Here is a 25,879-nt window from a genome sequence, read left to right on the forward strand (position 1 = left end):
TCGTCCGGCGCGCCCATCAAGCCGAAGCACGCAGGCACCACGTCAAGCGACGACTGCGCCTCCAGGTCATCCAGATCTAGCTATGTAGTACTAGGTGTTGGTGATCCCTGGTGTTCGCTGCTCTCTAGGGGCAGTGAACACCAGAGATTCGGCCCGGCGTCATCATCATTCCGCCTGGTGCTGCTCCGCTTCCCCGCCGGTCGGTCGGTCAGAGGGCCAGGCGGAGGAGGATGGTGACGAGGACGCCGCACAGGATGGCGGGCAGGTCGGGCCAGCGCAGCAGGCGCGCGGCGCCCGCGCCGCCCAGGCCGGCCACGACGGTCCAGTCGAACTTGCTCCAGTGCGCGCCCGCGACCTCGGCGACGATGAGGGCGGCGAGCAGGGCCGGCGCCAGCATCGCGATGACGTCCCGCACCCGCTGCGGCAGGGCCCGCCCGCCCAGCACGGTGGGGCCGAGGGCCTTGAACAGCACGTTGATCACGGCGACCGCGAAGATGGCCGGCCACAGGGACATGATCACTCCTTCTCTGCGTAGCGGTCGGCGGGCTCGTCCGTCACGTCTCCGGCACGGTCGTCGGCGGCGCGGTCGTCGCGCGTACGGTCGCCGGCGGCGCCGCTGGAGGGGAGGAGACCGAGCAGCGCCGCCGACGAGGCACAGAGCAGCGCCACCCCGGTCGGGACCACGAGGACGAGCAGCGCGGCGATCACGGTGGCGAGGGCGGCCGCGCGCCGCGCCGCCGCCGACTCGCGGAGCTCGTCGATCAGCAGGACCAGGAAGAACGCCGGGAAGATCACGTCGAGGGCGAAGGTCTGGACGACGTGCGGTGACGGGTGCAGCACCGCGCCGATCGCCGTGCCGCACACCCAGGCCGGCCACTGCGGGAGCGTCGCGCCGATCATGCGTTCGGGATCGAAGCGGCCCTCCCCCCGGTGCGCCGCCACCCACGAGCCGTCGACCACCGTCTGGCCGATGAGCGCCCGGCGAAGGACGCCGCCCCGCAGGCTCGGCGCGACCGCCACCGCCATGGGGATGAACCGGGCGTTGATCAGCGCGGCCGCGGCCACCGCCGGGACGGCTCCGCCTCCTCCGGCGAGCGCGGTGGCGAGCGCGAACTGCGCGGAGCCGGAGAAGACGACGAGCGAGCACACGATCGCCGGCGCCATTCCCCAGCCGAGCGTCCGGGCGCTCGCCCCGAACGTGATCGCGAGCGCGAAGGACGCGGCGGCGAGGCCGAGGCCGGTCCAGATCCCCTCGCGCAGCCGCTGCCGGGGCGTGCCTTCGAGGCGCGGCTCAGCCGGCGAGACGTCGGGCATGGAGCATCTCGTAGAAGGGGAGGTGGTGGCGGAGGTGGTCGCCGTAGACGGGATGCGCTTCCACGTCGATGTCATTCTCCTCCGTGATCCGGGTGAAACCGGTGCTCTTGGCGGCGTCGGCGTGCCAGCGCCCGGACGGCGCCCATTCCTTGCGCTCCCCGGCCTCCCAGGACATCGCCTCGGGCAGGAAGGGGATGCCGACGCGCTCGCAGTAGGACTTGACCACGGCCTCCGGCCGGTCGAGCAGGTCGTCGGAGTCGATGACCACCGGCTCACAGCCGGTCACGTGCTCGACCTGCGTGAAAAGCTCGTACTGCGTCTCGAACCCGATCTGGTGCCGGACGACGTCGGGGTTGAGCCTCTGGTAGGAGGCGATCGTGTCGCGCGGGTGCCGGATCAGGAAGGTGTGCACCGCGTCGGTGGTGAGGAACTCCCGGTCGGCGAGCACCCCCGGGTAGCGCTCGTCGGTCGTGTCCTTGATGAAGACCGGCTTCCGCGCGGCGAGCGACCGCAGCCGTTCGATGAGCGCGGGCTCGGACGTGACGCGGTCGCCGTCGATATCGACGTATCCGAATTCGGCCAGATAAGAGAATGGCTCGTGCACCGGCGTGAAATCGCCGCGCTCGGCCATCATGCGGAAAAAGGCGGTGGACCGGCTGCGCGGCGCGCTCCACAGCACGAGAATTCCGGGCAGCGAGGATCGGTCTGACATGGCTGCTCCCGCAGACGGGCGACGTGAACGGAATCGCCTCCAGTCCATCCCGAGGCGCCGCCCGAGGGGGTAATCACCATGACGAACCTCCTCGTCACAGCATCAACGCGGGGCCGATTCGGTTACCGGCGGCTCTCCCTACCGTGGATCGTGAAGTCGAAGGAAAGGGAGAACCGTGCCTACCTGTCCCGAATGTTCCGCTCAGATCGGTGTCGACAACGAGCCCCAGCTGAACGAGATCGTGCAGTGCCCGGAATGCGGTTCCGAACTCGAGGTCGTGAAGACGTCGCCGGTCGGGCTCGCCACCGCTCCTGACGTCGAGGAGGACTGGGGGGAGTGAGCGGGGCCGCGGAGTCGGGGCCGATCGGCATCGTCGCGTCACGCGTGCGCCTCGACGAGAAGCGCATCATGGCGGCGTTCGACCGCCGGGCGGTGAAGTACGACTACGTCGACAGCCGTACCTGCTGGTACGAGCTGGACGGGACAGCCCCGCGATGGCCCGTCGCGCTCAACCGGGAGATCGGCCAGGTCCGTGCCGCCGCGGCGGCGCGGGGCCTGGAGGCGAACGGCGTCGAGGTCCTCAACGGCTCGGCCGCGATCGAGCTGTGCGGCGACAAGTGGCGCACCTCGGTCGCGCTGCGCGACGCCGGCCTGCCCGTGCCCCGCACCGCGCTCGCCCTGACCCCCGAGTCCGCGCTGGAGGCCATCGAGCGGATGGGATACCCGGCGGTGATCAAACCGCTCACCGGGTCCTGGGGCCGGCTGGTCACCGCGCTGCATGACCGGCACGCCGCGACGGCCGTCCTGGAGCACGTCGCGGCGCTCCCGTCCCCCCAGTCCCACATCGTCTACGTGCAAGAGATGGTGCCGACGCCCGAACGCGACATCCGGGTGATCGTCGTCGGCGGCGAGGTCATCGGCGCCACCTACCGGCGCGGCGACCAGTGGCGTACGAACGTCGCACTCGGCGCCACCACCGAGGTCTGCCCCCTCACCCCCGAGCTGGAGCACCTGGCCCGGTCCGCCGCGCTGGCGGTCGGGGCCGACATCGCCGGCGTCGATCTGCTCGAGGAGCCCGACGGCCGGCTGCTGGTCCTGGAGGTCAACTCCGGCGTGGAGTTCTCCGGGTTCCAGGCGGCGATGGGCGACCATGTCGACGTCGCCGGCCGAATAGCCGACCACGTGTTGACAAGGATGGTCTGATCATGCTCAGGGTCGCCGTAGTCGGCGGTTCCGGATACATCGGCGGTGAGCTGATCCGGATTCTGCTCGGTCACCCCGAGGTCGAGCTCTGCGCGGCCACGTCGAACCGGTTCGCGAACCGGCGCGTCGACTCGGTCCACCCCAACCTGCGCAACGTCTGCGACCTCACCTTCACCCACCCCGAGGACCTGGGGACGTACGACGTGGTCTTCCTGGCCGTCCCGCACCTGGAGAGCATGAGGCAGGCGTCGGGGCTGCTGAAGCTGGGTGACGTCGTCATCGACCTCACGGCCGACTTCCGGCTGCCGGACGAGGAGGTCTTCCGGCGCTACTACAAGGTGCCGCACGAGGCCCCGGAGCTGCTCGGCGAGTTCGTGGGCGGACTGCCCGAGCTGCACCGCAAGGAGCTGCGCGACGCCGACCGGATCAGCGTGCCCGGGTGCATGGCCACCGCCGCGATCCTCGCGCTCTGGCCGGTCGCCGACGTGGGCCTGCTGGAGCCGGACGTGTCCGTGGACGCGCGCACCGGATCCAGCGGCTCGGGCGCGTCGAGCGGCCCCGCCGACACCCACTCCGAACGCGCCAACGTCCTTCGGGTGTTCGCCCCCATCGGGCACCGCCACGAGGCCGAGATCGAGCAGGCGACCGGATTGCGGGTGACCATGACGGCCACCGGCGTCGACGCGGTACGCGGCGTCCAGGTGCTGTGCCGGGGCCGGTTCGTCGGCGAGGTCGACGAGAAGCTGCTGCGGACGATCTACCGGGAGTACTACGGGGACGAGCCGTTCGTCCGCGTGGTGGCCCAGCGCCGCGGCGTCTACCGCCTGCCCGAACCCAAGATCCTGTCCGGTTCGAACTTCTGCGACGTCGGCTTCGCGCTGGACACCGCGGAGCGCCGCCTCGTGCTGATCGGCGCGCTGGACAACCTCGTCAAGGGCGGCGCGGGCAACGCGGTGCAGTGCATGAACGTACGGTTCGGCTGGCCCGAACGGCTGGGACTGGAGTTCCCCGGCCTGCATCCGAACTGAGCCGGCGCCCGAGTCGAAGGGGAATTCCAATGGCCGGGATCACGGTGATCAAGTGCGGCGGCCACGAGGCCGTCGATCCGGGAGCGGTCTGCGCCGATGTGGCGGAGCTGTACCGCCAGGGACGGGACGTCGTCCTGGGCCACGGCGGGTCCGCCGACATCGAGTCGCTGGCGGAGCGGCTGGGCGTCCAGCGGCGTCGGCTCGTCTCGCCCGACGGCGTCTCGGCCCGGTACACCGACGACGCGATGCTCGAGGTGGTCACGCTGGCGCTGGCGGGCCGGGTGAAGCCACGGCTGGTCACCGCGCTCGCCGCCCACGGCGTTCCCGGCGTCGGGCTGACCGGGCTGGACGGCGGCCTCCTGCGGGCCCGCCGCAAGGCCGTGCACCGGGCCGTCGTCGACGGCCGGCGCGTCCTCGTCCGCGACGATCACAGCGGCCGTGTGAACGCCGTCCGCGCCGACCTGCTGACGGGACTGCTCGACGCCGGTCTCGTCCCGGTCGTGTCGCCACCGGCGCTCGCCGAGGACGGCACCCCGGTCAACACCGACGCCGACCGGGCGCTGGCCGCCGTCGCCGCCGCGCTCGGCGCCGAGACGCTGATCATGCTCACCGGCGCACCGGGCGTCCTCGCCGACGTCTCCGACGAGCGTTCCGTGGTGCCGGTCTACCGGGTCCCGGCCACCGGCGCGCCGTCGGACGTGTCCGGCGGGATGCGGCTCAAGCTGGTCGCCGCCCGTGAGGCGCTGCTGGGCGGCGTGACGCGGGTGCTGATCGCCGACGGCCGCTGCGCGAACCCGGCGGCGCGAGCGCTGTCCGGAGAGGCGACCCGGATCGAACTGGACGAGGACAACACCGAGGAGATGACGGCGTGACCGACATGAGGACGGAGGAGTCCCCCCGTCAAGACGATCCGATAACGGAGGAGTACGCGGTCGACCTGCTGCGCCGGATGCTGGAGATCCCGTCACCGTCGTACGAGGAGGGAGCGCTTGCGGAGTTCCTCGTCGAGCGGATGCGCGGGCTCGGATTCTCCGCGTACGTCGACGAGGCCGGCAACGCCATCGGCGAGATCGTTTACGGCGACGGGCCGACGGTCATGCTGCTCGGGCACATGGACACCGTGCCCGGCGAGGTCCCCGTACGCTTGGAAGGCGGCAGGCTGTACGGCCGCGGCTCGTCGGACGCCAAGGGCCCGCTGGCCGCGATGATCTGCGCGGCGGCCCGCGTCACGGACCTGCCCGGCCGGGTGGTCGTCGTCGGCGCCGTCGAGGAGGAGACCGCGCTCTCGCGCGGGGCGATGAAGATCCGCGAGTCGCTCCCGGCCCCCGACGCTCTGATCATCGGCGAGCCGAGCGGCTGGTCGACCGTCGTGCTCGGTTACAAGGGCAAGCTCGACCTGCGGTACGAGGTGGAGTGCGAGCCGATGCACCCGACGCGGCCGCTGCCCAAGGCCGCCGAGCTGGCCGGCCGCTGCTGGGCGACGCTCCTCGACCTGCTCGGCCCCGACGTCGGCCACGACTCGTTCGACCGGCCCGGCGCCGACCTGATCTCCTTCTCCGGCGACCTGCTCCGCGCGGACGCCGAGTTCAGCATCCGCACGCCACCGGGCTTCGACGCCGAGGAGTTCGTCGAGCGGCTCCGGGCACGGACGCCGCACGGACGGCTGACCGTCATCAACTCGGTGGCCGCGCACCGCGTCGGCCGTACGGACCCGGTGGTGCGGGCGCTGAGCGCCGGCATCCGCGCCCACGGCGTACGCCCCGGGGCCAAGCTCAAGACCGCGACCGCGGACCTCAACATCCTCGCCGAAGAGTGGCACGTGCCGATGGCCACGTACGGGCCGGGCGACAGCGAGCTCGACCACTCCGCCCACGAGTCGACCGAGGTCGCCGACTACCTCCGCGCCATCTCCGTCCTGACCACCGCGCTGTACCGGCTCGCCGACGGCCCGGCCGGCGACCGGGAGCCCGCGCGCCCCCTCCCGCTGCGCCGCCCCGCCGACGACGCGGCCGGTACGGATGACGGGAGCGGGCAGACCGATGGCACGTCCGGTAAGGACGACCCGCGGGGACTGACAGAGCTCGAAGACCGCGCCGCCCGGATCCGCGAACGGATCATCGAGATGTGCACCGGGCGCAGCGGCGGCCACCTGGGCGGGTCGATGTCCCTCGTCGAGATCCTGGTGACCCTGTACTCGCGGGTGCTCCGGATCGACCCGGACGACCCGGAGGCGCCCGACCGCGACGTCATGATCCTCAGCAAGGGGCACGGGGCGATCGGCCTGTACGCGACGCTCGGTGAGTACGGCTTCTTCCCCGCCGAACGGCTCGGGGACTACGGAAAGCCAGGGTCGCCGTTCATGGCCCACCCGAACACCCGCCTGCCCGGCGTCGAGGTGCCGTCCGGCGCGCTCGGGCACGGGCTGCCCCTCGCCATCGGCTTCACCCTCGCCGCCAGGCTCGACGGCGCCGACCGCCGGACCGTCGTGCTGATGGGCGACGGTGAGCTTCAGGAGGGTTCGGTCTGGGAGGGCGCGATGGCCGCGAGCAGCCTTGGCCTGGACCGGCTCACCGCCGTGATCGACCGCAACCGGCTGCAGATCACCGGCGGCACCGAGGACGTGGTCGGACTCGAACCGCTGGCCGACCGCTGGCGAAGCTTCGGCTGGACGGCGCGGGAGGTGGACGGCCACGACCTGGGCGCGCTGCTCGACGCGCTCACGGCGCCGCCCGAGCCCGGCCGCCCGACCGTGGTCATCGCCCGGACCGTCAAGGGCCGCGGCCTGCCCTACATCGAGGGCGACGTGCGCAGCCACTTCGTGAAGTTCAGCGACCGCCAGCAACGGCGCGCCCTGACGACCCTGCAGAAGGCCACGCGGAAGGAGGAGGCATGAGCGAGCCTCTGGTCACTCCCCCGACGAAGGAGGACGCATGAGTGATGAGACGCCTCCGGACCGGAACGTCTTCCGCGACACGCTCGTGCCGCTGATGGCCGAGGACCCGCGGCTGGTCTGCCTGGACAGCGACACGGGCCTGTACAACGGCACGGACTTCGGCCCGGCCGCCGACCGGTACATCAACCTGGGCATCGCCGAGCAGGACCTCATGGGCGTCGCCGCGGGCCTGGCCAAGAGCGGCCGGATCCCGGTGGTCAACACGATGGCGACGTTCGCGAGCACCCGGGCGCTGGAGTTCGTGAAGATCGACATCGCGTACAACGCGGTGCCGGTGCGGATCGCGGCGACGCACAGCGGACTGTCCGCGGCGAGCCTCGGCCCCACCCATCACAGCCTGGAGGACCTGGCGGTGATGCGGGTGCTGCCGAACATGACGGTGCTCGTCTCGACCGGTGGGGAGAGCACCGCGCAGCTCTTCCGGCAGAGCGTCGACCTGCCCGGCCCCGTCTACCTGCGGCTGGGCCGCGGGGCCACGCCGCAACTGCCCGAGGACGCGCCGCCGGTCCGGATCGGTGAGGCGCAGGTCCTGCGGCACGGCGAGGACGTGACGCTCGTCGCGTGCGGCCCGTATCCGGTGCACGCGGCGCTCCTGGCCGCCGAGCGGCTCGCCGAGCGCGACCTGTCGGCGAGCGTCCTGAACATGCACACGATCAAACCGCTCGACGTGGCCACGCTCGTGGAGCACGCGCGCGAGAGCCGGCTGGTGATCTCCGTCGAGGAGCACTGGGAGCACGGCGGTCTGGGCGCCGCCGTCAGCGAGGCGCTGGCCGGCCGGCTGCCCGTGCTGGTCCGCCGCGTCGGAGTGTCCGACGAGTTCGTCTCCATGGCCGGCGACCATCCCTACCTCCTGGAACGGAGCGGCATTACGCCGGACGCGGTGGTGGACGCGGTTCTCGAGGCGCTGGGCGACATCGACTGAGGGGCGATACCGGGATGACGGTGACGGAGAGGGAAGACCGACTCGAGGACGTGCGGCGGGCGCTCCTGGACCTCCGGTGGCGCCGCAGCCGCGCGGCGCAGCACGCCGCCGCGCCCATCACCCCGGTGGACCGGGGCGGCCGGCACCCGCTCACGTTCGAGCAGGAACGCCTGTGGTTCGACGCGATGGCCGGGCTGCCGCCGGAGGTCGCGGTCGAGGTGGTGGCCGTGCGCCTGCGCGGCCGGCCGGACGCGGTGACGATCCGGCGCTCGCTGGCGGCCGCGATCGCCCGGCACGAGCCGCTGCGGACGCGCTTCGACAGCGCGCACGGCGTTCCCCACCAGATCGTCGATCCCCCGCCGGACGGCCTGCCCTCGGACGCGGTCCCCGTCGTGGACCTGCGCGGGGCCGACGGGCCGGACCGCGACCGGCGGTGCGCCGAGGTGCTGCGCGCGGCCGTCGAGCACCCCTTCGACCTCGCCGCGGGCCCGCTCCTGCGGTTCCGTCTCCTCCTGACGGGAGAGGACGAGAGCGTGCTCGTCCTGGCCGCCCACCGGATCGTCGCGGACGCCTTCTCCCTCCGCGACGTCGTACGGGAGGTGTGCGGCCGGGTCCCCTGGGAGGGCGGTGGCCCGGCGGCGCAGTCCGTGGACTTCGCCGCGTGGCAGCGGACGTACCGCGGCGGGGAGCACCTCGAACGCGAGCTGGACCACTGGACCGAACGCCTCGCCGACCTGCCCGCCCTCGACCTGCCGACCGACGCCCCGCGGCCCGCCCGGCGGTCGTGGGCCGGGGCCGTGCACGAGTCCGCGCTGCCGCCCGAGCTGTACGCGAAGGTCCGCGGCCTCGCCGACCCGCGCGGCGTGCTGCTGGCCGGGCTCCTCCTGGTCCTGGCCCGGTACACCGGCCAGGACGACTTCGCCGCCGCCGTGGTCGTGGACGGCCGGACCCGGGAGGCGCTGCGGGGGGCGGCCGGCCCGTACGCGCGGACGCTCGTCGTGCGCGCCGACCTGTCCGGCGACCCGGCCTTCGGCGAGCTCGTACGACGCGCCGAAGAGTCGCTCACCGAGGCCCTGGACCACCGAGACACCCCGTACGGGACGCTGGCCGACGCGCTCGGCGCCGACCCGGCGCAGGTCGCGTTCTCCCTGGTCGAAGGGGTGCACGAGCGGTTCGGCGAGCTGGCCGTCGAAGAGCTGCCCGTCGCCTGCGGCGGCGACCGGTTCGACCTGACGCTCCAGGTGGTCGAGACGCCGGACGGCGGGGCGCGGCTCCGCATCGCGTACGCGACGGAGCTGTTCGAGGCCGGCCGGATCGAGCGGCTCGCCGGTCACCTGCGCACGGCCCTGGACGCGGCCACGGACGACCCCGACCGGCCCATCGGCCGCGTGCCGATCCTCGGCGCGGACGAACGCCGGCGGATGCTGTGGGAGTGGAACCCCGAGCCCCGGCCGCACCCGACCGACGGGCGGCTGCTGCACGAGGTCGTCGCGGAGCGGGCGGCCGAACGGCCCGACGCGCCCGCGGTCCGCTTCGAGGGCCGGACGGTGTCCTACGCGGAGCTGACGGAGCGCTCCGACCGGCTGGCCCGTCTGCTGGCCGAGGAGCACGGCGTCGGCACCGGGCGGCTCGTCGCGCTGCTGCTGGACCGCGGCCCCGACGCGCCGATCGCGCAGCTCGCGGTCGTCAAGGCCGGCGGCGCCTGGCTGCCGCTCGACCCGGGGTACCCGCCGAAGCGGATCGCGTTCCAGCTCGAGGACTCCCGCGCCGACCTGGTGATCACGACGAGCGCCCTGGCCGACCGGCTGCCGGACGGCGTCGACCTCCTGCTCCTGGACGACGACGACCTGCGAGACGCGCTCGCGAGCCGGGAACCGGGCCCACCGCCCTGCCCGGCCGGCCCCGACGACCTGGCGTACGTCATCTACACCTCCGGCTCGACCGGCACGCCGAAGGGCGTCATGATCAGCCACCGCGCCGTGGTGAACTTCGTGGCCAACTGCCGGGACCTGTTCGGCATCACCCCCGACGACCGGATCCTGCAGTTCGCGAACCTGGCCTTCGACGTCAGCGTCTTCGACATCTACGCCGCCCTCGGACACGGCGCCGTGGTGGTCGCGGCGCCGCGCGAGGAGCTCCTCGACCCCGACCGGCTCACCGCGCTGATGCGCGAGGAGCGCGTCACGCTGTCCGACCTGCCGCCCGCCGTCCTCAAGCTGCTCGACCCCGAGGCGCTGCCCGACCTGCGGGCGCTGTTCGTGGGGCTGGAGCCGTTCCCCGGCGAGCTCGTCAACCGGTGGAACACCGAAGGGCGGCAGTTCCACAACGGGTACGGGCCGACCGAGGCGACCGTCGCGTGCATCGACTACCGGTGCCCGCACGAGCCGCTGCGCGCGATGCCCCCGATCGGCCGCGCGATGGGCAACCACCGCGCGTACGTCCTGGACCGGAACTTCGAGCCGGTGCCGGTGGGAGTGCCGGGCGAGCTGTTCATCGGCGGCACCGGGCTGGCCCGCGGCTACCTGAACCGCGCCGAGCTCACCGCCGAACGGTTCATCAAGGACCCGTTCACGCCCGGGGAGCGGATGTACCGCACCGGCGACCTGGTGCGCTGGCGGTCCGACGGCAACCTGCAGTTCGTCGGCCGGGCCGACGACCAGATCAAGATCCGCGGCCTGCGGATCGAACCGGGCGAGGTCGAGCACGCGCTGACCTCCCGGCCGGAGGTGCGCGAGGCCGCGGTCGCGGCGCAGGACGGCCCCGGCGGGCAGCGCCTCGTCGCGTACGTCGTCGGGGACGGGTTCGACGCCGACGCGCTGCGCGACGGCCTGGCCGACGAGCTGCCCGCGCACATGGTGCCCGCCGAGCTGATCCCGCTCGAGGAGATCCCGCGCAACGCCAGCGGCAAGCTCGACAAGTCCCGTCTCCCCGCCGCGGGCGAGGGGGGATCGCCCGGCCCGGCTCGGGACAACGCCGCCGACCGGCCGCCGACCGCGACCGAACGTACGCTCATCGACCTGATCCGCGACGTCCTCGAGCTCGGCGACGACCCGGTCGGCCCCGGCGACAACTACTTCTCCGTGGGCGGCAACTCGCTCAACCTCATCCGGCTCCTCAACCGGATCGAGGAGCAGACCGGCGTACGGCTGGAGAACCGCGACGTGCTGCTCGCCCAGGACATCCGGAAGATGGCGTCGCTGGTCGACGAGCGCGGCGGAGGCGGCGCGACGGACGGCGACTCCGGCTCCAGCTCTGGCTCCGGCTCTGGCTCCGGGCCGGCGACGCCCGACTGGCTCGTGCCGATCCGCACCGAGGGCGACCGCACCCCGTTCTTCTGCATGCACCCCTCCGGCGGGTCGGCCGTCCCGTACCTCCGGCTCGCCGGGCTGCTCGACGAGCGGCAGCCGTTCTACGGCATCGAGGCCGTCGGCCTGCACGGCGAGGCCGACCCGCCCGACGTCCCGGGGATGGCCGCCCGCTACCTGGAGGCCGTGCGCGAGATCCAGCCGCACGGCCCGTACCTGCTGGGCGGCTGGTCCATCGGCGGGACGCTGGCCTTCGAGATGGCCCGGCAGCTCCAGGCCGACGGCGAGACCGTACGTCTGGTGGTGCTGATGGACTCGGCGGTGCCTCCGCAGCTGAAGGAGCCGCCCACGCACACGGAGATGCTGGAGTCCTTCGCGCACGACCTGTCCGGCCTGCAGGGCAAGGAGCCGCCGCAGGTCGACTGGGAGCGGATCGTCGAGCTGCCCCCCGAGGAGCAGACCGCCGAGGTGGTGGACGCGCTGGAGCACAGCGGCCGCATCCCTGCCGACATCCGCGACGAGCTCGGCCGGCGGATCCAGGTGTTCATGGCCAACGCGGCCACCGCCCTCACCTACCGGCCCGGCCACTACGACGGCTCGCTCGTCTCGCTCGGCGCGAAGGAGGGCCAGTACGACGGCGGGTGGGAGCAGCTGATCTCGGGCGACATCGTGGAGCGCACCGTGCCGGGCACCCACTACACGATGCTCCAACAGCCGAACGTGGACACGCTCGCGGCCGAACTGGGCCGAATCCTGGACGAGGCTGCCGCCGGTCGCGAGACCGGCGGCGAATGAGGTGATGTCGGTGGAGTACGGGCTCAGTCCCGACGAGGAGTCCTTCCGGCGGGAGGTCTGCGACTTCCTGTCCCAGGACGCGGTACGCAAGGTCGTCGACGAGGTCCGGCACCGACCGGCCCGCGACGAGCCGGGGCTGCTCGAGGTGTACCGGTGGCTCGGCGAGCGGCGCTGGCTCGCCGTGAACTGGCCCGAGGAGTACGGCGGGCTCGGCCGCGGGATCGTCGAGAAGTCGATCCTCACCGAGGAGCTGATCCGGCACGGCGTGCCCGACCTGGTGCACATCGTCAGCGTCGACATCGTCGGCCTGATCATCCAGATGGTCGGCACCGAGGAGCAGAAGAACCGCCTCCTGCCCCCGCTCGCCCGCGGCGAGCAGGCGGCGAGCGTGCTCTACAGCGAGCCCGGCGTCGGCTCCGACCTGAGCGCGCTGCGAGCCCGTGCCGTCCCCGACGGCGACGGCTGGCGGCTGTACGGACGCAAGATCTACAGCCTGAAGTCGCAGTTCGCCGACTTCGCGCTCTGCGCCGCCCGTACGACCGAGTCCGAGGTGGCGGCGCACGGCATCACGCTGTTCGTCGTGCCGCTGCGCACGCCGGGCGTCACCGTCCGCACGATCCCGAGCATCTCCGACGACGCCTTCAGCGACGTCAGCCTGGAGGGCATCCGGCTGACCCGCGATGACGTCCTCGGCGAGGTCGACGAGGGCTACCAGGTGATCAACCGGGTGATCCCCGTCGAGCGGACCGGCCTGGAATTCCAGGCCAAGGCCCGGCGGCTGCTCGACCTGATCGTGCGCCGCCTCGACGAGATCGGCGAGCTGGGCGACCCGTGCGCCGCCGAACGCCTCGTCGACCTGCACGCGCAGGCCCGCGCCGCGGAGCTGTTCTCCTGGCGCGTCATCACCGAGCTGCGCGAGGGCCGTCTCGAAAACGTCGGGACCGCGATGGCCAAGTGGTACGCCACCGAGCTGTTCAAACGGATCACCCACACCGGGATCGACCTGCTGGGACTCGACGCGGTCCTGTCCGCCCGGGACGACCGGGCCCTGTACGACGGCGTGCTGGAGAACGGCCACCGCGAGGCCACCGGCTTCACGCTCTCCGCCGGGACCTCGGAGATCATGCAGTACCTGATCGCCTCCGTCGGCCTGCAGCTGCTGACCTGACGCCCCACCGAGACGAGGAGGACCACCGTGCGGTTCGCACCGAGCGACCGGCAGCGCGAGATCCGGCAGCGCTTCGAGCGTCTGTTCACCGACGAACTGGTTCCCGCCATCCGCCGGACGGGCGGCCGGCAGGTCGGCGGCCCGCTGACCGAGCACGACGTACGGGCCCGCCGGCTGATGTGGGAGGCGATGGTCGACCTCGGCGCGGTACGCCTGGGTCTGCCCGCCGCTCACGGCGGCGAGGACGCCGGGCTCTCGGGCGCCGTCGTCCTGGCCGAGCTGGCGGGCGCCGCGCTGTACCAGAGCCCGCTCCTCGACACCCTGTTCGCCGCCGACCTGCTGCGCGGCGCGGGCCCGGCCGGCGCCCGCGGCCTGGACCGCATCGCCGAGGGCGCGACGGTCGCGGTCGCGGCCCGGGACCGGGGCGACCGCACCCTCACCGAGCCCGCCCCGATGCCCGCCGACGGCACCGTCGAGATGACCCGTCGGTACGTGCCCTTCGCCGCCGACGTCGACCTCCTGCTCGTCGCCGGCACGACGCCGAACGGACTGCGGTGCGGGCTCATCCCCCGTGACGACGCCGCCGTCACGGTCACCCGGCACGAGGACATCGCCGAGGGCGACCTGTACACCGTGGACTTCGACCCCGTCGTCGGGGCGACCGGCGACTGGATCGGCACGCCGGGCGCGCTCGCGGACGCCTGGGCCGCGGCGGTGTCCGCCGCCCGGATCCGGCACGCCGCCCACCTGGTCGGACTGGCCCAGGGCGCGCTCGACCTCACGGTCTCCTACGCGCGCGAACGCCGCCAGTTCGGGCAGCCGATCGGCCGCTTCCAGTCCCTCGCCTTCCGGCTGGCCACGGCGGCCACCGACGTCGAGGCCGCCCGGCTGCTCACCCACCACGCGGCCTGGCTCGCCGACAGCGGGGGCGACGCCACGATGAGCGGCCTGGAGGCGGTCGCCACCGCCGGCGACACGGCGCGCCGGGTGGCCGCCGAGGCGGTGCAGATCCACGGCGCGGTCGGCATGACCGACGACTGCGACGCCCAGCTCTTCTACCGCCGCGCCGCCATCGACGCCGCCTTCCTCGGCAGCCCCGCCCGCCACCGCCGCGAGGCCGCCCGCTTCCTCCGAGAGCAGCCATCAGCCCCCGCCGTCTGCCTCGACCGCGCCACCGCCTGACACCCACCGGGGACATGGGGACCTTGCCGCCGCTGGCGACGGGCCAGATCCGACAATCCGGCATTCAACCGGCCACACCAGCGGCAAGGTGGCAACAGCGACGGCTAGGCCGACACCCCACTCACCGCGTCGACGGGCTCTCACCGGGCCGGACCGCTCTCGTGGCCCTGGGCTTGAGCGGCAGTCGAACGGGCCCGTGGCGGTAGCGTGACGCGCCTGGCACCGGTCCGATCGTGGAGCTTCCTTGGCGTTTCTGATTGTCATCATCCTGCTGTTGCTGATCGCCGTCGGTGTTCAGGTGGCTCGCGGAGGGGCTCAGCGCAGCACGGCCAAGGCACTGGCGGCCTGGGCCGCTTCCAACGGATGGTCTCTCCAAGGGGGAGACGCCTGGGCCGAGTGGCGGGATCGCGTCCCTGGCCTGCCGGGATTCGCAGTCCGGCGGATGGCGTCCGGGACCGTCGACGGCTTCCCGGTGACGATCGCGGATGCCATGTACATGACATCGCGCTCGGGCGAGGGCCGGCGCGTCATCCACGATCTGGTCATCCTCTGCGTGCGCCTGCCTGGTCCGGGCCCCGAGACCCGAGTCGAGGCGCGCGGGGCGATCTCGAACGTGCTGCGCACGGTGGGCCTGAAGCATCAGTTGTCCATCGAGATCGGCGACGCGGACTTCGACCGGCGATTCGCGATCGTCACCGACGACCCGGAATGGGCCGCCCAGATCTTCTCGCCCGGGCTCATCGAAGCGATCAGCGCGGACGACGTCCGCTCGTGGACGCTGCACGGTGACGAGTTGCTGATGGTCAAGAAGGAGCGGTTCAGAGTAGGAGCGCGAAGGCCCCTTCCCGCGGCGCAGAAGTCTCGGAGAATGCCCCAACAGCCGCCCGGCTTGGCGCGCCTTGCCCTCTTTGCCAGACGAAACGCCCGACGTTAACCGAGACTTCCGCACATCCGCCCCCGGCATCTCGGCCGCCCGTATCGAAGAACACAGAACTTTGCCGCCGTTGGTGACGCGGCACATCAGACGATCCGGACGTTCGGCCGGCCACACCGACGGCAAAGTGGCAACAGCGACGGTCAGGCCGCTCCCGAACTGGGACGCGCGGCGGCCTGACGCTCTTCTCAGTCGCGTCTACGCTCCGTTGCATGACGGGATACGTACAGGTGTCGACGGCCGCAGGGAGTCGTGATGCGGCGATCAGCCTGCTGAACTCGGCGGTCAAGGCGAAACTGGCCGCGTCCGGGCAGGTGTCCGGACCGTTGGCCACCGCATTCTGGCATCTCGGTGAATTCGGGACCGGCGAGGAGTGGCAGATCATCCTCAAGACGACCAAGGACTGCTATCCGGACCTCGAGGCACATCTCATCGCCGCGCATCCGTGGGACAACCCGGAAGTCTCCTTCACTCCCTTGGGAGGCTCGGAGGCGTACCTGGAATGGGTGACTCGGGCGACGTCCTGAGAAGCCACTCAGCCTCACCGATGAGATCCGCAACGGCATAAGCAAATGGGCCGTCAGCCGTCCGTCGTACGGCACAACTCTCTGTAGGCCTCCTGGAGCTCGGCCGCCCCCGGTACGCCGGCGGTCCGCACCGCGCTGATGACCTCTGCGGCGCGCCAATAGTTCGACGGCACGAGTACGCCGCTCGTGACGGCCGTCAACGTCTCCTGGGCGGCTTCGTCCGGCCGATCGGCTGCGACCAGGGCAAGCGACAGGTCCAGTCGTGCAGATGCCACGCGACGTGCCCGCACCCTGCCGTCCGCAGGTGCCTCCATCCTGGCGAGTACCTGCCGGGCATATGGCTCGGCAGCGGGATCACCGAGCCACGCCAGCGTCGTCGCGGTGTAGGCGTCGGCCTTCGCCGGGTCGTACTGATAGTGGTGCTCTGGCCGGTCGGGCGCCGGCAGGTTGGCGGTCAGTGCGGCAACCCTGTCGATCTGTGTATGTGTCTCACGGGCCGCCCCCAGGCGGGCCCAGGCCCGCCCTTCCTGCGCGGACGCTTGGATATAGGCCGAGCTTCCGACAGGTGCGACGGCCTGGGCGCCCTGGGCCAAGGTCACGGCCTGCCGGTAGCCGCCATCCGTGAGCGCCTGCCACGCCTGGGTCTCCAGGCACCAGGCCGCCATCTCAGCGTGCCGGGCGTCCTCGGCGAGACCGGCAGCCGTGCGCAGCCGGGCCTGGGCGGCCGAACGCTGATGCAGGTCGATGTGGCATGTCGCCTCGAGCAGGGAAAGCCAGCCCCCAACGACCAGAAGTCCTCGATGCTCGGTCAGGGTCTTGCGGGCGTCGAGCAACCGCGTGACATAGGCCAAGTGCTGGCGTATCCGCTCAAGCAGCTCGGCCGGTGGCGTCCGTGGGTAGGCGACGGCCAGGTCATCAACGGCTTGCCGAAGCCGCTGAAGCGTCTCGGCACCGACGTCGGTCGCCGCGGCTCTACGCGCGAGTTCCAACGACTCGATCTCGTCGTCAGGCGCCGCATCTGCGAGCGACTTCGGTCGGCCCTGGCCGGCCGGTTCTGCTCTCTTCGCCGGCTGCCTCGTACCGAACAATTCCTCTACGGGAAGGTCGAACACCGTGGCATACAGCATCTGGTACCGCGGGCCGGGTGGGTGCTCGCCGGACTCGTGGCCACGGATCGTCCGCCGTAAATCCTCCAGCTTGGGCATGCTCCGACGGTCGCGTTCGCTGGCGACATCGCGGAGTGCTTCGGCGAGCGCGGCGACGCTCATACAACGCTTGAGGCGTTCGGAGCGCAGGCGCGCGCCAATGCGTTTCGACTCGGCTGACATGTTGCGTGCACCTCGGCCGGGGGGATTCGCGGATACGAGCTCTCGTGTCCGTGTACGTCCCCCAGTATCACGGTGACGACGCCTGGCCCGCAGGTCTTCACTCTAAGTGACTGGCCAACCACGGATTTCAGGAGGTCGGGTGCAAGCCCACACCACGCACACCCCATCGACCGACGTCATCAAGGCAGCGGTTCTACGGCTCGCACCTCTTCTCATACGGCAGGGCCTGAACGTCACCGTTGACCGAGATGGAACCGTCGAGGTGCGCAATCCTCGCAACGCCCGGATGAGCCAGCCGCTTGTTCTCCGCGTGCACCAAGGCGGCCTGTGGTGGCACTGGCAGTGGTCCGGGACGACCCGCGACGCGCCATCCGAGTACGAGCCGATGGTGCCCGCAGAAGACGTCGATGAGGCGGGCCGCCGCATCGTCAACGTGCTCCGCACCGACGGGACGGCCGGAGCCGAGCGGTGATCCGGCGGATTCTCGCCGTCGTCGGCATTCTGGTTCCTGAACCCGACCGACCTGCGGCACCGCGGCCTCCTCGACGTGTGCGGTCGGACCCGTCCCCCGCCGAACTCGCCGCGATCCAGGCCGCCGCGCCGAACTGGCTGGTCATGTGGTGCTGGTACCCGCGCGAGTACGCCGCTCTCGCCAAGTTCGGCGCGGAGCCCACCATCATCTACGACCGCGACCCACGGCAGCTTCTGCGGCACTGCCAGGAGGTTGAACTCGCCGCCGCGCACGGCGGTCCTGTGATTCCACGGACTTTCTCAGGTCCGAAATCCGCCCAGACTCCGTACGGCCGTTCACCCCCCTGAGAACGGTCGTGCGGGCAGGAGGCCTCGGGGCGGCTTGAGGGGGTCGCTCCCGAGGCCTCCATCTCCTTCACAACGAGGGCAGGGAGGAGGTGGAGTTCGTGAAGGAAGCGGTGTGGCGCAAGGCCGTGCGTCGGTGCGGTGGTTATACCGGCGAGGACGGTGAGGCCTGCGTCGAGATCGCCGTCATCGGCATGCGGTGAGTGATGGTGCGTCCCCCCGAGGCGAAGTCGGGGGGACGCACCCACGATCCTAAGGACTGGCCAGTGCACTTCCACGCGTACCTGTACCGCGGCCCCGGCGAGGCGATCAAACCGTTCGACGACGCACGCCGCGCCGGCACCACCGAGTTCCAGACCGCCGTCGTCCCGCCCGAGGCCACCAGCGCCTGGCTCACCAAACCCGCACGGATGGTCAAAGGCACCTGGGACGACCCCACCGACGCGGTGGCCTGGCTGGCGCAGCAGTACGCCGACATCGCCGACCAGCGGATGCACCTCGAACAACAACGGCAGGCGCCGTCCCTGGAGACCATGGCCGCGAACGCCCTGGACATCCTGCGCCGGGGCAACGACGTCGTGTGGGCGTGGTGGCTGCGAGGCGGCGGCTTCGTCGACCTGGCCGTGGCCTGCTGCCCCAATCGTGACGGCGATGGCCGCTGTCCGCTCGGGCGCACCGATCGGCGGCCGGACGACCTGCGCCGTTGAGGCGCCTCGGCCAGGGGGCGCACGTCGCCTCGGCCGTACATAAGTCTCGGAGAACGCCAGAAGAGTCGGCCTATTTAACGCGCTTTGTCCTTTATGTCGGGCGGGGAACGTGGAGTTCACCGAGCATTCTGCGCGCGCGCCCCGTTTCACCACGGTGCACCGAAATCGGGGTGGACCGGTCCATTGACAACTTCTCGCCCAGCCGCGTACGCCGGTGTCGGCCCCGGCGTACGCGGCCGTTGACTCAGGAGCGTTGGGGGGACTCGGCTTCCGAGTGATCGGTCTGTTCGTCGCCGGAGTCGCCGCGGCGGGCGGCGAGGGTGGCGAGGTAGAGGGCGACCAGGACGACCGCGCAGCCGCCGAGTTGCAGCAGCGTGGGACGCTCGCCCAGGATGACGGCGCCCAGGAGCACCGAGCCGACCGGCTGGAGCAGCAGGAGCGCCGCGCCGACCGAGGCGGACATGCGGGGCAGCGCGCTGGCGATGAGCAGGTAGCTCGCCACCTGCCCGGCCAGGGCGATGGCGGCCAGCCAGCCGAACGCCGGCCAGCCCGGCAGCAGGTCCAGGCCGTGCCAGAATGGGCCGACGATGAGCGCCACGACACCGGAGGCGGCGGCCGACTCGGTGACGGGCACGACGATGTGGTCGTCGTCGCTGGCCTGGCGCAGCAGGAAGAGGAAGCCCGCGTAGCAGAGCGCCGCGGCTGCGGCGAAGATCGCGCCCTGCGTCGGGTTCTTCCCGGAGCCACCCCCGACGACGCCCCCGGCGAGCGCCACCCCGGCGAGCATGACCGGCACCACCGCGGCGAACGCCGCGGTCGGCCGCTCCCGGAGGAAGATCCAGCCGAGGAGGGGCACCAGGATCACCTGGGCGTTCACGATGACGGTCGCGATGCCGGCGCCGCTGTCGGCGATCGCCTGGTTCCACAGCAGGATGTCACCCGCCAGGAGCACACCGGCGATGTAGGCCATCCACCGCGAGTTCGGCGGCCGGGCCGACGCCGTCCGCGCCTCGGAGAGCGCCATCGGGATCAGGAACGGCATCGAGAGCAGGCTGCGGAATAAGGTGACCGTTCCGGTCGAGACGTGCGTGAGAGGCACGAAGACCGAGGACAGGGCGACGCAGACGGCGCCCGCCAGCATGATCGGTACGGGCATCCGCGTGGCGGCCCGGTTGAGGAGGTCGACGACCGATCCGGAGCGGGACCGCGCCGTGTCGGCGCGCTCCCGCGTCGCGACGTCATCGCGTCGGTCGAGCATCTCGCGGCCCTTCCGTGGTTGGGTTCGTCTGAGCACGCGCTTGCCTTACCCACGTCCTGACAGGACTACCCGGGAGAAGTCACTGCCGGATGACCGCCTCGATGAAGTGCGGTCCGGACTCGGACAGGGCGGCTTTCAGCGCCCCCGCGAGCTCCTCGGCGGTGGTGACGCGGATGGACGGGACGCCCAGCCCCTCCGCGAGCGCGCTCCAGCCGATCTCCGGCCCGTTCAGGCTCAGCAACGACCGGGAGGCGTTGCCGAACGGCCGGTCCGCGTTCTTCATCTCCATCTTGACGATCTCGTAGCTCTGGTTGTTGCACAGCACGGTCGTGACGTCGAGGTCCTCGCGGGCCTGGGTCCACAGCGCCTGGATGGTGTACAGGGCGCTGCCGTCGGCCTGGAGGGCGATCACGGGGCGGTCCGGGCAGGCGATGGCCGCGCCGGTGGCGAGCGGCAGCCCGTGCCCGATCGCGCCGCCGACCTGGGCCACCATGCAGGTGTGCTCGGGGGCGGGGATCGCGGCCTGGTGGTAGTCGAAGCCGGCGGTGAGCGACTCGTCCACCACGATCGCCCCCTCGGGCTGCCCGGCGGCCACCGTGACCGACAGCGTCTCGGGCGTGAGGACTCCGGAGGGGACGGTGAGCTGCCGGTGCCGCGTGGTGCCGCGTGCGGGCGGCGTCCCTTCCCCGCCGGCGACCCGTTCGGCGAGGCGCTCCAGGGCGTTCACGGCGTCGTCGGAGGAGTCCTGCGGGGCGCCGGCCAGCGACTGGACGGCGGCGTCGGCGGGGACGAGGCTGCTGGGCAGGCCGGGGTAGCCGAAGGAGCTGACGGGCTCGCGCGCGCCGACGAGGATGACCGTCTCCACCCCTTCCAGGGTGGCCGCGGCGTCGGCGTACACGTGCGGGAGGCGCATCGGCGCGGGCAGGCCGCCGCCGCGTTCGACGCGCGCGGGGAAGGTCTCGTGCACCAGCCGGCAGCCGGTGGCGCGCGCGATCGCGTCCGCCGCCAGCAGACCCGGCCGGGACAGTGCCAGGCCGCCGAGGAACAGGACGACCGGACCGGAACCGCGCAGCGCGTCGGCCGCGGCCGCGACGCGTTCCTCGTCGACCGGAGTCCACGCGGAGGCGCCGGCGGCGTGGTCCGGGGCCAGGACCGGCGAGGTGGAGTCGCCGGACTCGACCTGCTCGTCGGCGAGGTCGGCGGGCAGGATCAGGCAGACGGGGCCGCGCCGGGACCGTTCGACGGCTTCGGCGAGGTCGGCGGCCATTCCGGCCGCGGACGTCGACCGCCCGGTCCACGTGGAGAAGGGGGCGGCGACCGCATCGAGGTCGGTGGTCAGCGGGGCGTCCGCGGCGAGGTGCCAGGTGGCCTGGTCACCGACCAGGGCCACGACCGGGGTGCCCGCGCGCCGCGCGTTGTGCAGGCAGGCCAGGCCGTCGGCGAGGCCCGGGCCGAGGTGCACGAGCGTCAGGGCGGGCCGGCCCGTCATCCGCCCGTACCCGTCGGCGGCGCCGACGCAGACGGCCTCGTGGAGGCCGAGCACCGGCCGGATGCCGCCGACCCGGTCGAGCGCGCTCACCAGTGGTAGTTCGGTGGTTCCCGGATTCGCGAAGCAGACGTCGACTTCGTGGGCCGCCGCCGTACGCAACAGGCTCTCAGCGCCGTTCATGACCGTTCATTCCTCGTGTGGGCTCGGGAAAGGGCGATGACTCCGATCAGGCGTGCCTGCTCGTTATTCTCACGACCCCGCCAGCCGCACCCAATCATTGTTTCAATGACGACGAGAGCAAAATGTAAGCGTGATGATTACCGAAAATTCAACCCCTTAAAAACGCCGGAACGGGGCATTATCGGAACCTATGAAGGCACTACTGCTGCTCCCCCTTGTGGGAACGCTGGTTCCGGTGGTGTACGACCGCCGGGGCCCGGAGTTCTTCGGGGTCCCGTTCTTCTACTGGTACCAGCTGGCCTGGGTTCCGGTCACCATCGCGCTCATCGTGATCGTCTATCGCGCGACCAGGGATGATCCGCAATGAAATGGACCGAGCTGACGATCCTCATCGTGGTGTTCGCCCTCGTCACGGGCATGGGATTCGCGGCATCCCGGTGGCGGCGCGCGGAGCATCTCGACCACCTGGACGAATGGGGGCTCGGCGGCCGGAATTTCGGTTCCTGGCTCACGTGGTTCCTGATCGGCGGCGACTTCTACACCGCATACACTTTCGTCTCCGTTCCGGCCCTGGTCTTCGCGGCCGGCGCGACCGGTTTCTTCGCCGTGCCGTACTCCATCGTGGTCTATCCGATGGTCTTCCTGCTGCTGCCGCGGCTGTGGACCGTCTCGCGGCGGCACGGGTACGTCACGGCGGCCGACTTCGTCCGCGCCCGGTACGGCTCGGGCCTGCTCGCGCTCGCCATCGCGGTCACCGGCATCGTGGCCACGATGCCCTACATCGCGCTGCAACTGGTCGGCGTCGAGGCGGTGCTGAAGGCCACGGGCGTGCACGGCGACTGGCCGATCGTCCTGGCGTTCGCCGTCCTGGCCGCGTACACGTACCAGTCCGGACTGCGGGCGCCCGCGCTCATCGCCTTCGTGAAGGACGCGCTGATCATCATCGTGGTGCTCGTGGCGGTGCTGTACATCCCGGCCAAGCTCGGCGGCTGGGGTCACATCTTCCACGCCGCCGACGCCAAGTTCGCACACTCGAAGGGCACCGGCGACGGGACGCTGCTGCCGTCCGGCACCGCGCTCGGATACTCGACGCTCGCGTTCGGCTCGGCGGCGGCTCTGTTCCTCTACCCCCACTCGGTCACGGGGGTGCTGGCGGCGAAGAACCGCGACGCCGTACGCCGGAACATGGCGGCGCTGCCCGCCTACTCCCTGATCCTCGGACTGCTCGCGCTCCTGGGGTACATGGCGGTCGCGGCCGGCATCAAGCCCGTCACGTCGGGCGGCAAGCCGGACGCCAACACCGTCGTCCCGCTGCTGTACGACTCGCTGCTGCCGCACTGGTTCGCGGGCGTCGCCTTCGCGGCCATCGGGATCAGCGCCCTGGTCCCGGCGGCGATCATGTCGATCGCGGCGGCGAACCTGTTCACCCGGAACGTCTTCACCGAGTACGTCCGACCGAACGCCTCCCCCGCCGCCCAGGCGCGGGCGAGCAAGCTGGCGTCGTTGGTGGTGAAGGTCGGCGCGGTGGCCGTCATCCTGCTGATCAACCCGCAGTTCTCCATCGACCTGCAGCTCATCGGCGGTGTCATCGTCCTGCAGACCCTGCCGGCGCTGGTGCTCGGCCTGTACGCCCGCCGGCTCCATCGATGGGCGCTGCTGGCCGGCTGGGCCGCCGGCATCGGCAGCGGCCTGTGGATGCTGTACGTCACGCCGGCCGTGAACGTGTCCACCGGACAGCAGATCCGCCCGCACTGGGGCAGCGCGCAGTACGCGCTGAGTCACCTGGGCCTGCACACCGAGCTGACGGTGTACGCGGGGGTCCTCGCCGTGGCGGTCAACCTGCTCGTCGCGCTGGCGCTGAGCCCGGTCCTGCGACGCCTCGGCGCCCCGCAGGGAGAGGACGGCACCGTGGAACCGGCCGACGCCGCCGACGCCGCGATCGATCCGAAGGACTCCGTGATCCGGCGGCCGGCGGAGACCGACGAGGCCGTGCCGGACGGCCCCACCGCACCGGCGCAATCCCAGCGGTCTACACGCCGAGGCCCCGACCGATGATCTCCTTCATGATCTCGGTCGTGCCGCCGAAGATCGTCTGGATGCGCGCGTCGAGGTACGCCTTGGCGATCGGGTACTCGCTCATGTACCCGTAGCCGCCGTGCAACTGCAGGCAGCGGTCGATGACCCGGTTGCACAGCTCGGTGTTCCACCACTTGAGCATCGAGGCCTCCTCCGCGCCCAGGCGGTCGGCGGCGTGCTCGACGATGCACCGGTCGGTGAAGGCGCGGGCCACCGTCAGCTCGGTCTTCATCTCGGCCAGGGTGAAGCGGTTGTGCTGGAACCGCCCGATCGGCCGGCCGAACGCCTCCCGGGTCTTGCAGTACTCCAGGGTCTGCTCGAAGGCCCGCTCCGCGCCGGCCAGCGCGCCGACGCCGATCGACACGCGCTCCCTCGAGAGGTTCTGCATGAGGTAGATGAAGCCCTGACCCTCCTCGCCGAGGAGGTTCGCCCGGGGCACCCGGACGTCCTCGAAGTACAGCTCGGCGGTGTCCTGGGCGTGCATGCCGATCTTGTCGAGGTTGCGGCCGCGCTCGAAGCCCTTCATGCCGCGCTCGACCACGATGAGGCTGATGCCCTGGTGCCCGGCGTCCGGATCGGTGCGCGCGACGACGATGACCAGGTCGGACAGGATGCCGTTGGAGATGAAGGTCTTCTGCCCGTTCAGGACGTAGTCGTCGCCGTCCCGTACGGCGGTGGTGCGGATGCCCTGCAGGTCGGAACCGGCGGCCGGCTCGGTCATGGCGATCGCGGTGATGATCTCCCCGGAGCAGTAGCCGGGGAGCCACCGCTGTTTCTGCTCGTCGGTGGCCAGGCGGTTGAGGTACGCGCCGTTGATGTCGTTGTGCACCGAGAAGCCGGGGCCGTGGATCCCGGCGCGGGCCAGTTCCTCGTTGAGGACGACGTAGTAGCGGTAGTCCGGGTCGCCTCCGCCGCCGTACCGCTCGTCCATGTCGATGCCGAGCAGTCCCTGCCGCCCGGCGGCCAGCCACACGTCGCGGGAGACGACGCCGTCCTTCTCCCACTGCTCGTGGAACGGCTCGATCTCCTTGGCGATGAACGACCGCACCATCTCGCGGAAGGCCTCGTGCTCGTCGGTGAAGATCTCGCGCCGCACTTTCGGCCTCCCTCGGCTCGAACCAATCGACGTCAGTAATTTATCACTTACGCACGAGCCGACAGAATGTGATTCGGTCCACTGCCGCTCAGGCCGGGCCGGCCTCGCCACTGCGGTCGAGCCAGCTCTGCAGGCCGTCGAGGAGCCGTTCGACGGCGAAGGTGAAACTCTCGTCCTGCAGGTGGTCGGCGTCCAGATCCTGGTTCTCCCGCCACCAGCCGCCGTAGTCGGGGTAGCGGGAGGCGACGTCGTCGATGTACGGCCGCATGTCCTCGACCGCCTCGTTCGCGGTCTTGCCCGGAGCGAGCGACCTCCGCCACGCCGCCTCCATCGTGGCGGAGCCGATGACGTGGGACATCAGCAGCGAACTGGCGTAGGCGACCGGCATGCCCGTGAAGCCCGCGGCCGTCAGCACTCCGACCATGCGATCGCTCATGCGCATCGCGTTGGGCCCCAGGGCGGGGCGGACGCCGAACAGGCCGGCGACCCAGGGATGCCGGAGGATCATCTCGCGCAGCCCGTGCGCCAGGGCGGCGGCCGCGGTCCGCCAGTCCGCGGCCCCGACCTCGGGGACCTCGATCTCCCCCATGACCTCGTCGAGGACCAGCTCGAGCAGCTCGTCCTTGGTCGCGACGTACCAGTACGCCGAGGTCGCCCCGGCGGCCAGCCGGCTGCCGAGACGGCGCATGCTGAGGCCGTCGAGCCCCTTCTCGTCGAGCAGCTCGATGGCGGTACGCACGATCTGCTCGCGGCTCAACGTCGGCTGCGCACCGCGCGAGCGCGGCGGCCGCGTCCAGACGGAGTTCGCCAGGGGGTCAGCGTTCGACGACATTCGCGGTCCTTCAACAGGGTCACTTGCAGCACCAGCCTATCGGCGCTCGCACGG

Annotated in this window: 24 protein-coding genes; 16 read left to right on the forward strand and 8 right to left on the reverse strand. The window is 71.5% G+C overall.

What is annotated here, in order from left to right; all coding sequences use genetic code 11:
- Positions 1-208: 208 nt before the first annotated feature.
- From AB0K82_RS24555 to AB0K82_RS24565, 3 genes are read right to left on the reverse strand one after another with little or no spacing between them, the layout of a single operon-like run.
- Positions 209-514 (reverse strand): AzlD domain-containing protein, encoded by a 306-nt coding sequence (locus AB0K82_RS24555; RefSeq protein ID WP_364400771.1) that lies wholly within the window; start codon positions 512-514, stop codon positions 209-211.
- Positions 515-516: 2 nt separating this feature from the next.
- The gene (locus tag AB0K82_RS24560) at positions 517-1,314 is read right to left on the reverse strand and encodes an AzlC family ABC transporter permease (RefSeq protein ID WP_364400774.1); all 798 of its coding nucleotides are present in this window, start codon (positions 1,312-1,314) and stop codon (positions 517-519) included.
- Entirely contained in the window at positions 1,292-2,026 is a 735-nt protein-coding gene (locus AB0K82_RS24565) for a sulfotransferase family protein (protein ID WP_364400776.1), read from the reverse strand. Before AB0K82_RS24565 ends, AB0K82_RS24560 begins: the two co-directional genes overlap by 23 nt.
- A 175-nt stretch (positions 2,027-2,201) precedes the next feature.
- On the opposite strand from AB0K82_RS24565, the gene lysW reads away from it, so the two are divergent.
- The 11 genes from lysW to cutA all read left to right on the forward strand — a co-directional run bounded on the left by lysW (position 2,202) and on the right by cutA (position 16,043).
- Positions 2,202-2,366 (forward strand): lysine biosynthesis protein LysW, encoded by a 165-nt coding sequence (gene lysW / locus AB0K82_RS24570; RefSeq protein ID WP_345354197.1) that lies wholly within the window; start codon positions 2,202-2,204, stop codon positions 2,364-2,366.
- Entirely contained in the window at positions 2,363-3,229 is an 867-nt protein-coding gene (locus tag AB0K82_RS24575) for a RimK family alpha-L-glutamate ligase (RefSeq protein ID WP_364400779.1), read from the forward strand. The genes lysW and AB0K82_RS24575 overlap by 4 nt, the downstream gene beginning before the upstream one ends.
- Before the next feature lie 2 nt (positions 3,230-3,231).
- The gene (argC, locus tag AB0K82_RS24580; RefSeq protein ID WP_364400782.1) at positions 3,232-4,257 is read left to right on the forward strand and encodes an N-acetyl-gamma-glutamyl-phosphate reductase; all 1,026 of its coding nucleotides are present in this window, start codon (positions 3,232-3,234) and stop codon (positions 4,255-4,257) included.
- A 29-nt stretch (positions 4,258-4,286) separates the two neighbouring features.
- Positions 4,287-5,129, forward strand: a complete 843-nt coding sequence (locus tag AB0K82_RS24585; RefSeq protein ID WP_364400785.1) for a [LysW]-aminoadipate kinase — start codon at positions 4,287-4,289, stop codon at positions 5,127-5,129.
- 5 nt (positions 5,130-5,134) lie between these two features.
- On the forward strand, positions 5,135-7,150 hold the full coding sequence (locus AB0K82_RS24590) for a M20/M25/M40 family metallo-hydrolase (RefSeq protein ID WP_364401003.1): 2,016 nt from the start codon (positions 5,135-5,137) through the stop codon (positions 7,148-7,150).
- 37 nt (positions 7,151-7,187) lie between these two features.
- On the forward strand, positions 7,188-8,132 hold the full coding sequence (locus tag AB0K82_RS24595; RefSeq protein WP_364400788.1) for a transketolase C-terminal domain-containing protein: 945 nt from the start codon (positions 7,188-7,190) through the stop codon (positions 8,130-8,132).
- A gap of 20 nt (positions 8,133-8,152) precedes the next feature.
- Positions 8,153-12,232 carry an amino acid adenylation domain-containing protein gene (locus tag AB0K82_RS24600; protein WP_364400791.1) on the forward strand — a complete coding sequence of 1,360 codons (4,080 nt, stop codon included), beginning with the start codon at positions 8,153-8,155 and terminating at the stop codon, positions 12,230-12,232.
- 10 nt (positions 12,233-12,242) lie between these two features.
- Positions 12,243-13,400: an acyl-CoA dehydrogenase family protein gene (locus AB0K82_RS24605; protein ID WP_364400794.1), complete on the forward strand. Its 1,158-nt coding sequence runs from the start codon at positions 12,243-12,245 to the stop codon at positions 13,398-13,400.
- A 27-nt stretch (positions 13,401-13,427) separates the two neighbouring features.
- Positions 13,428-14,582, forward strand: a complete 1,155-nt coding sequence (locus tag AB0K82_RS24610) for an acyl-CoA dehydrogenase family protein (protein ID WP_364400797.1) — start codon at positions 13,428-13,430, stop codon at positions 14,580-14,582.
- A 244-nt stretch (positions 14,583-14,826) separates the two neighbouring features.
- Complete coding sequence (locus AB0K82_RS24615; protein ID WP_364400800.1) at positions 14,827-15,516, forward strand: hypothetical protein; 690 nt, start codon at positions 14,827-14,829, stop codon at positions 15,514-15,516.
- 212 nt (positions 15,517-15,728) lie between these two features.
- Entirely contained in the window at positions 15,729-16,043 is a 315-nt protein-coding gene (cutA, locus tag AB0K82_RS24620) for a divalent cation tolerance protein CutA (RefSeq protein WP_364400803.1), read from the forward strand.
- Positions 16,044-16,096: 53 nt separating this feature from the next.
- On the opposite strand, the gene AB0K82_RS24625 is transcribed toward cutA, so the two are convergent.
- The gene (locus AB0K82_RS24625; RefSeq protein WP_364400806.1) at positions 16,097-17,371 is read right to left on the reverse strand and encodes a hypothetical protein; all 1,275 of its coding nucleotides are present in this window, start codon (positions 17,369-17,371) and stop codon (positions 16,097-16,099) included.
- Positions 17,372-17,510: 139 nt separating this feature from the next.
- Between AB0K82_RS24625 and AB0K82_RS24630 the strand changes: the two genes are divergently transcribed.
- From AB0K82_RS24630 to AB0K82_RS24640, 3 genes are all read left to right on the forward strand, one after another.
- A complete protein-coding gene (locus AB0K82_RS24630; protein ID WP_364400808.1) occupies positions 17,511-17,843 on the forward strand; it encodes a hypothetical protein in 333 nt (110 codons plus the stop codon).
- A 77-nt stretch (positions 17,844-17,920) separates the two neighbouring features.
- Positions 17,921-18,190, forward strand: a complete 270-nt coding sequence (locus AB0K82_RS24635; RefSeq protein WP_364400811.1) for a hypothetical protein — start codon at positions 17,921-17,923, stop codon at positions 18,188-18,190.
- A gap of 263 nt (positions 18,191-18,453) precedes the next feature.
- Complete coding sequence (locus tag AB0K82_RS24640) at positions 18,454-18,894, forward strand: hypothetical protein (RefSeq protein WP_364400814.1); 441 nt, start codon at positions 18,454-18,456, stop codon at positions 18,892-18,894.
- Positions 18,895-19,138: 244 nt separating this feature from the next.
- Here the strand turns inward: AB0K82_RS24640 and AB0K82_RS24645 are convergent, their stop codons facing one another.
- Positions 19,139-20,152 (reverse strand): DMT family transporter, encoded by a 1,014-nt coding sequence (locus AB0K82_RS24645; protein ID WP_364400816.1) that lies wholly within the window; start codon positions 20,150-20,152, stop codon positions 19,139-19,141.
- 79 nt (positions 20,153-20,231) lie between these two features.
- Positions 20,232-21,821 carry an acetolactate synthase large subunit gene (locus tag AB0K82_RS24650; RefSeq protein ID WP_364400819.1) on the reverse strand — a complete coding sequence of 530 codons (1,590 nt, stop codon included), beginning with the start codon at positions 21,819-21,821 and terminating at the stop codon, positions 20,232-20,234.
- Positions 21,822-22,011: 190 nt separating this feature from the next.
- Here AB0K82_RS24650 and AB0K82_RS24655 point away from each other — a divergent pair, with 190 nt between their 5' ends.
- Positions 22,012-22,188 (forward strand): DUF3311 domain-containing protein, encoded by a 177-nt coding sequence (locus AB0K82_RS24655; protein WP_364400821.1) that lies wholly within the window; start codon positions 22,012-22,014, stop codon positions 22,186-22,188.
- Positions 22,185-23,876 (forward strand): monocarboxylate uptake permease MctP, encoded by a 1,692-nt coding sequence (mctP, locus tag AB0K82_RS24660; RefSeq protein ID WP_364400824.1) that lies wholly within the window; start codon positions 22,185-22,187, stop codon positions 23,874-23,876. Before AB0K82_RS24655 ends, mctP begins: the two co-directional genes overlap by 4 nt.
- Here the strand turns inward: mctP and AB0K82_RS24665 are convergent.
- Together AB0K82_RS24665 and AB0K82_RS24670 are read right to left on the reverse strand one after the other, a co-directional pair.
- Positions 23,851-24,993 (reverse strand): acyl-CoA dehydrogenase family protein, encoded by a 1,143-nt coding sequence (locus AB0K82_RS24665; protein WP_364400827.1) that lies wholly within the window; start codon positions 24,991-24,993, stop codon positions 23,851-23,853. The two genes, mctP and AB0K82_RS24665, sit on opposite strands and share 26 nt — an antisense overlap.
- Positions 24,994-25,081: 88 nt before the next feature.
- A complete protein-coding gene (locus AB0K82_RS24670; RefSeq protein ID WP_364400830.1) occupies positions 25,082-25,825 on the reverse strand; it encodes a TetR/AcrR family transcriptional regulator C-terminal domain-containing protein in 744 nt (247 codons plus the stop codon).
- Positions 25,826-25,879: the final 54 nt, after the last annotated feature.

The organism is Actinoallomurus sp. NPDC052274 (genome assembly GCF_040679475.1).
Classification (GTDB): domain Bacteria; phylum Actinomycetota; class Actinomycetes; order Streptosporangiales; family Streptosporangiaceae; genus Actinoallomurus; species Actinoallomurus liliacearum.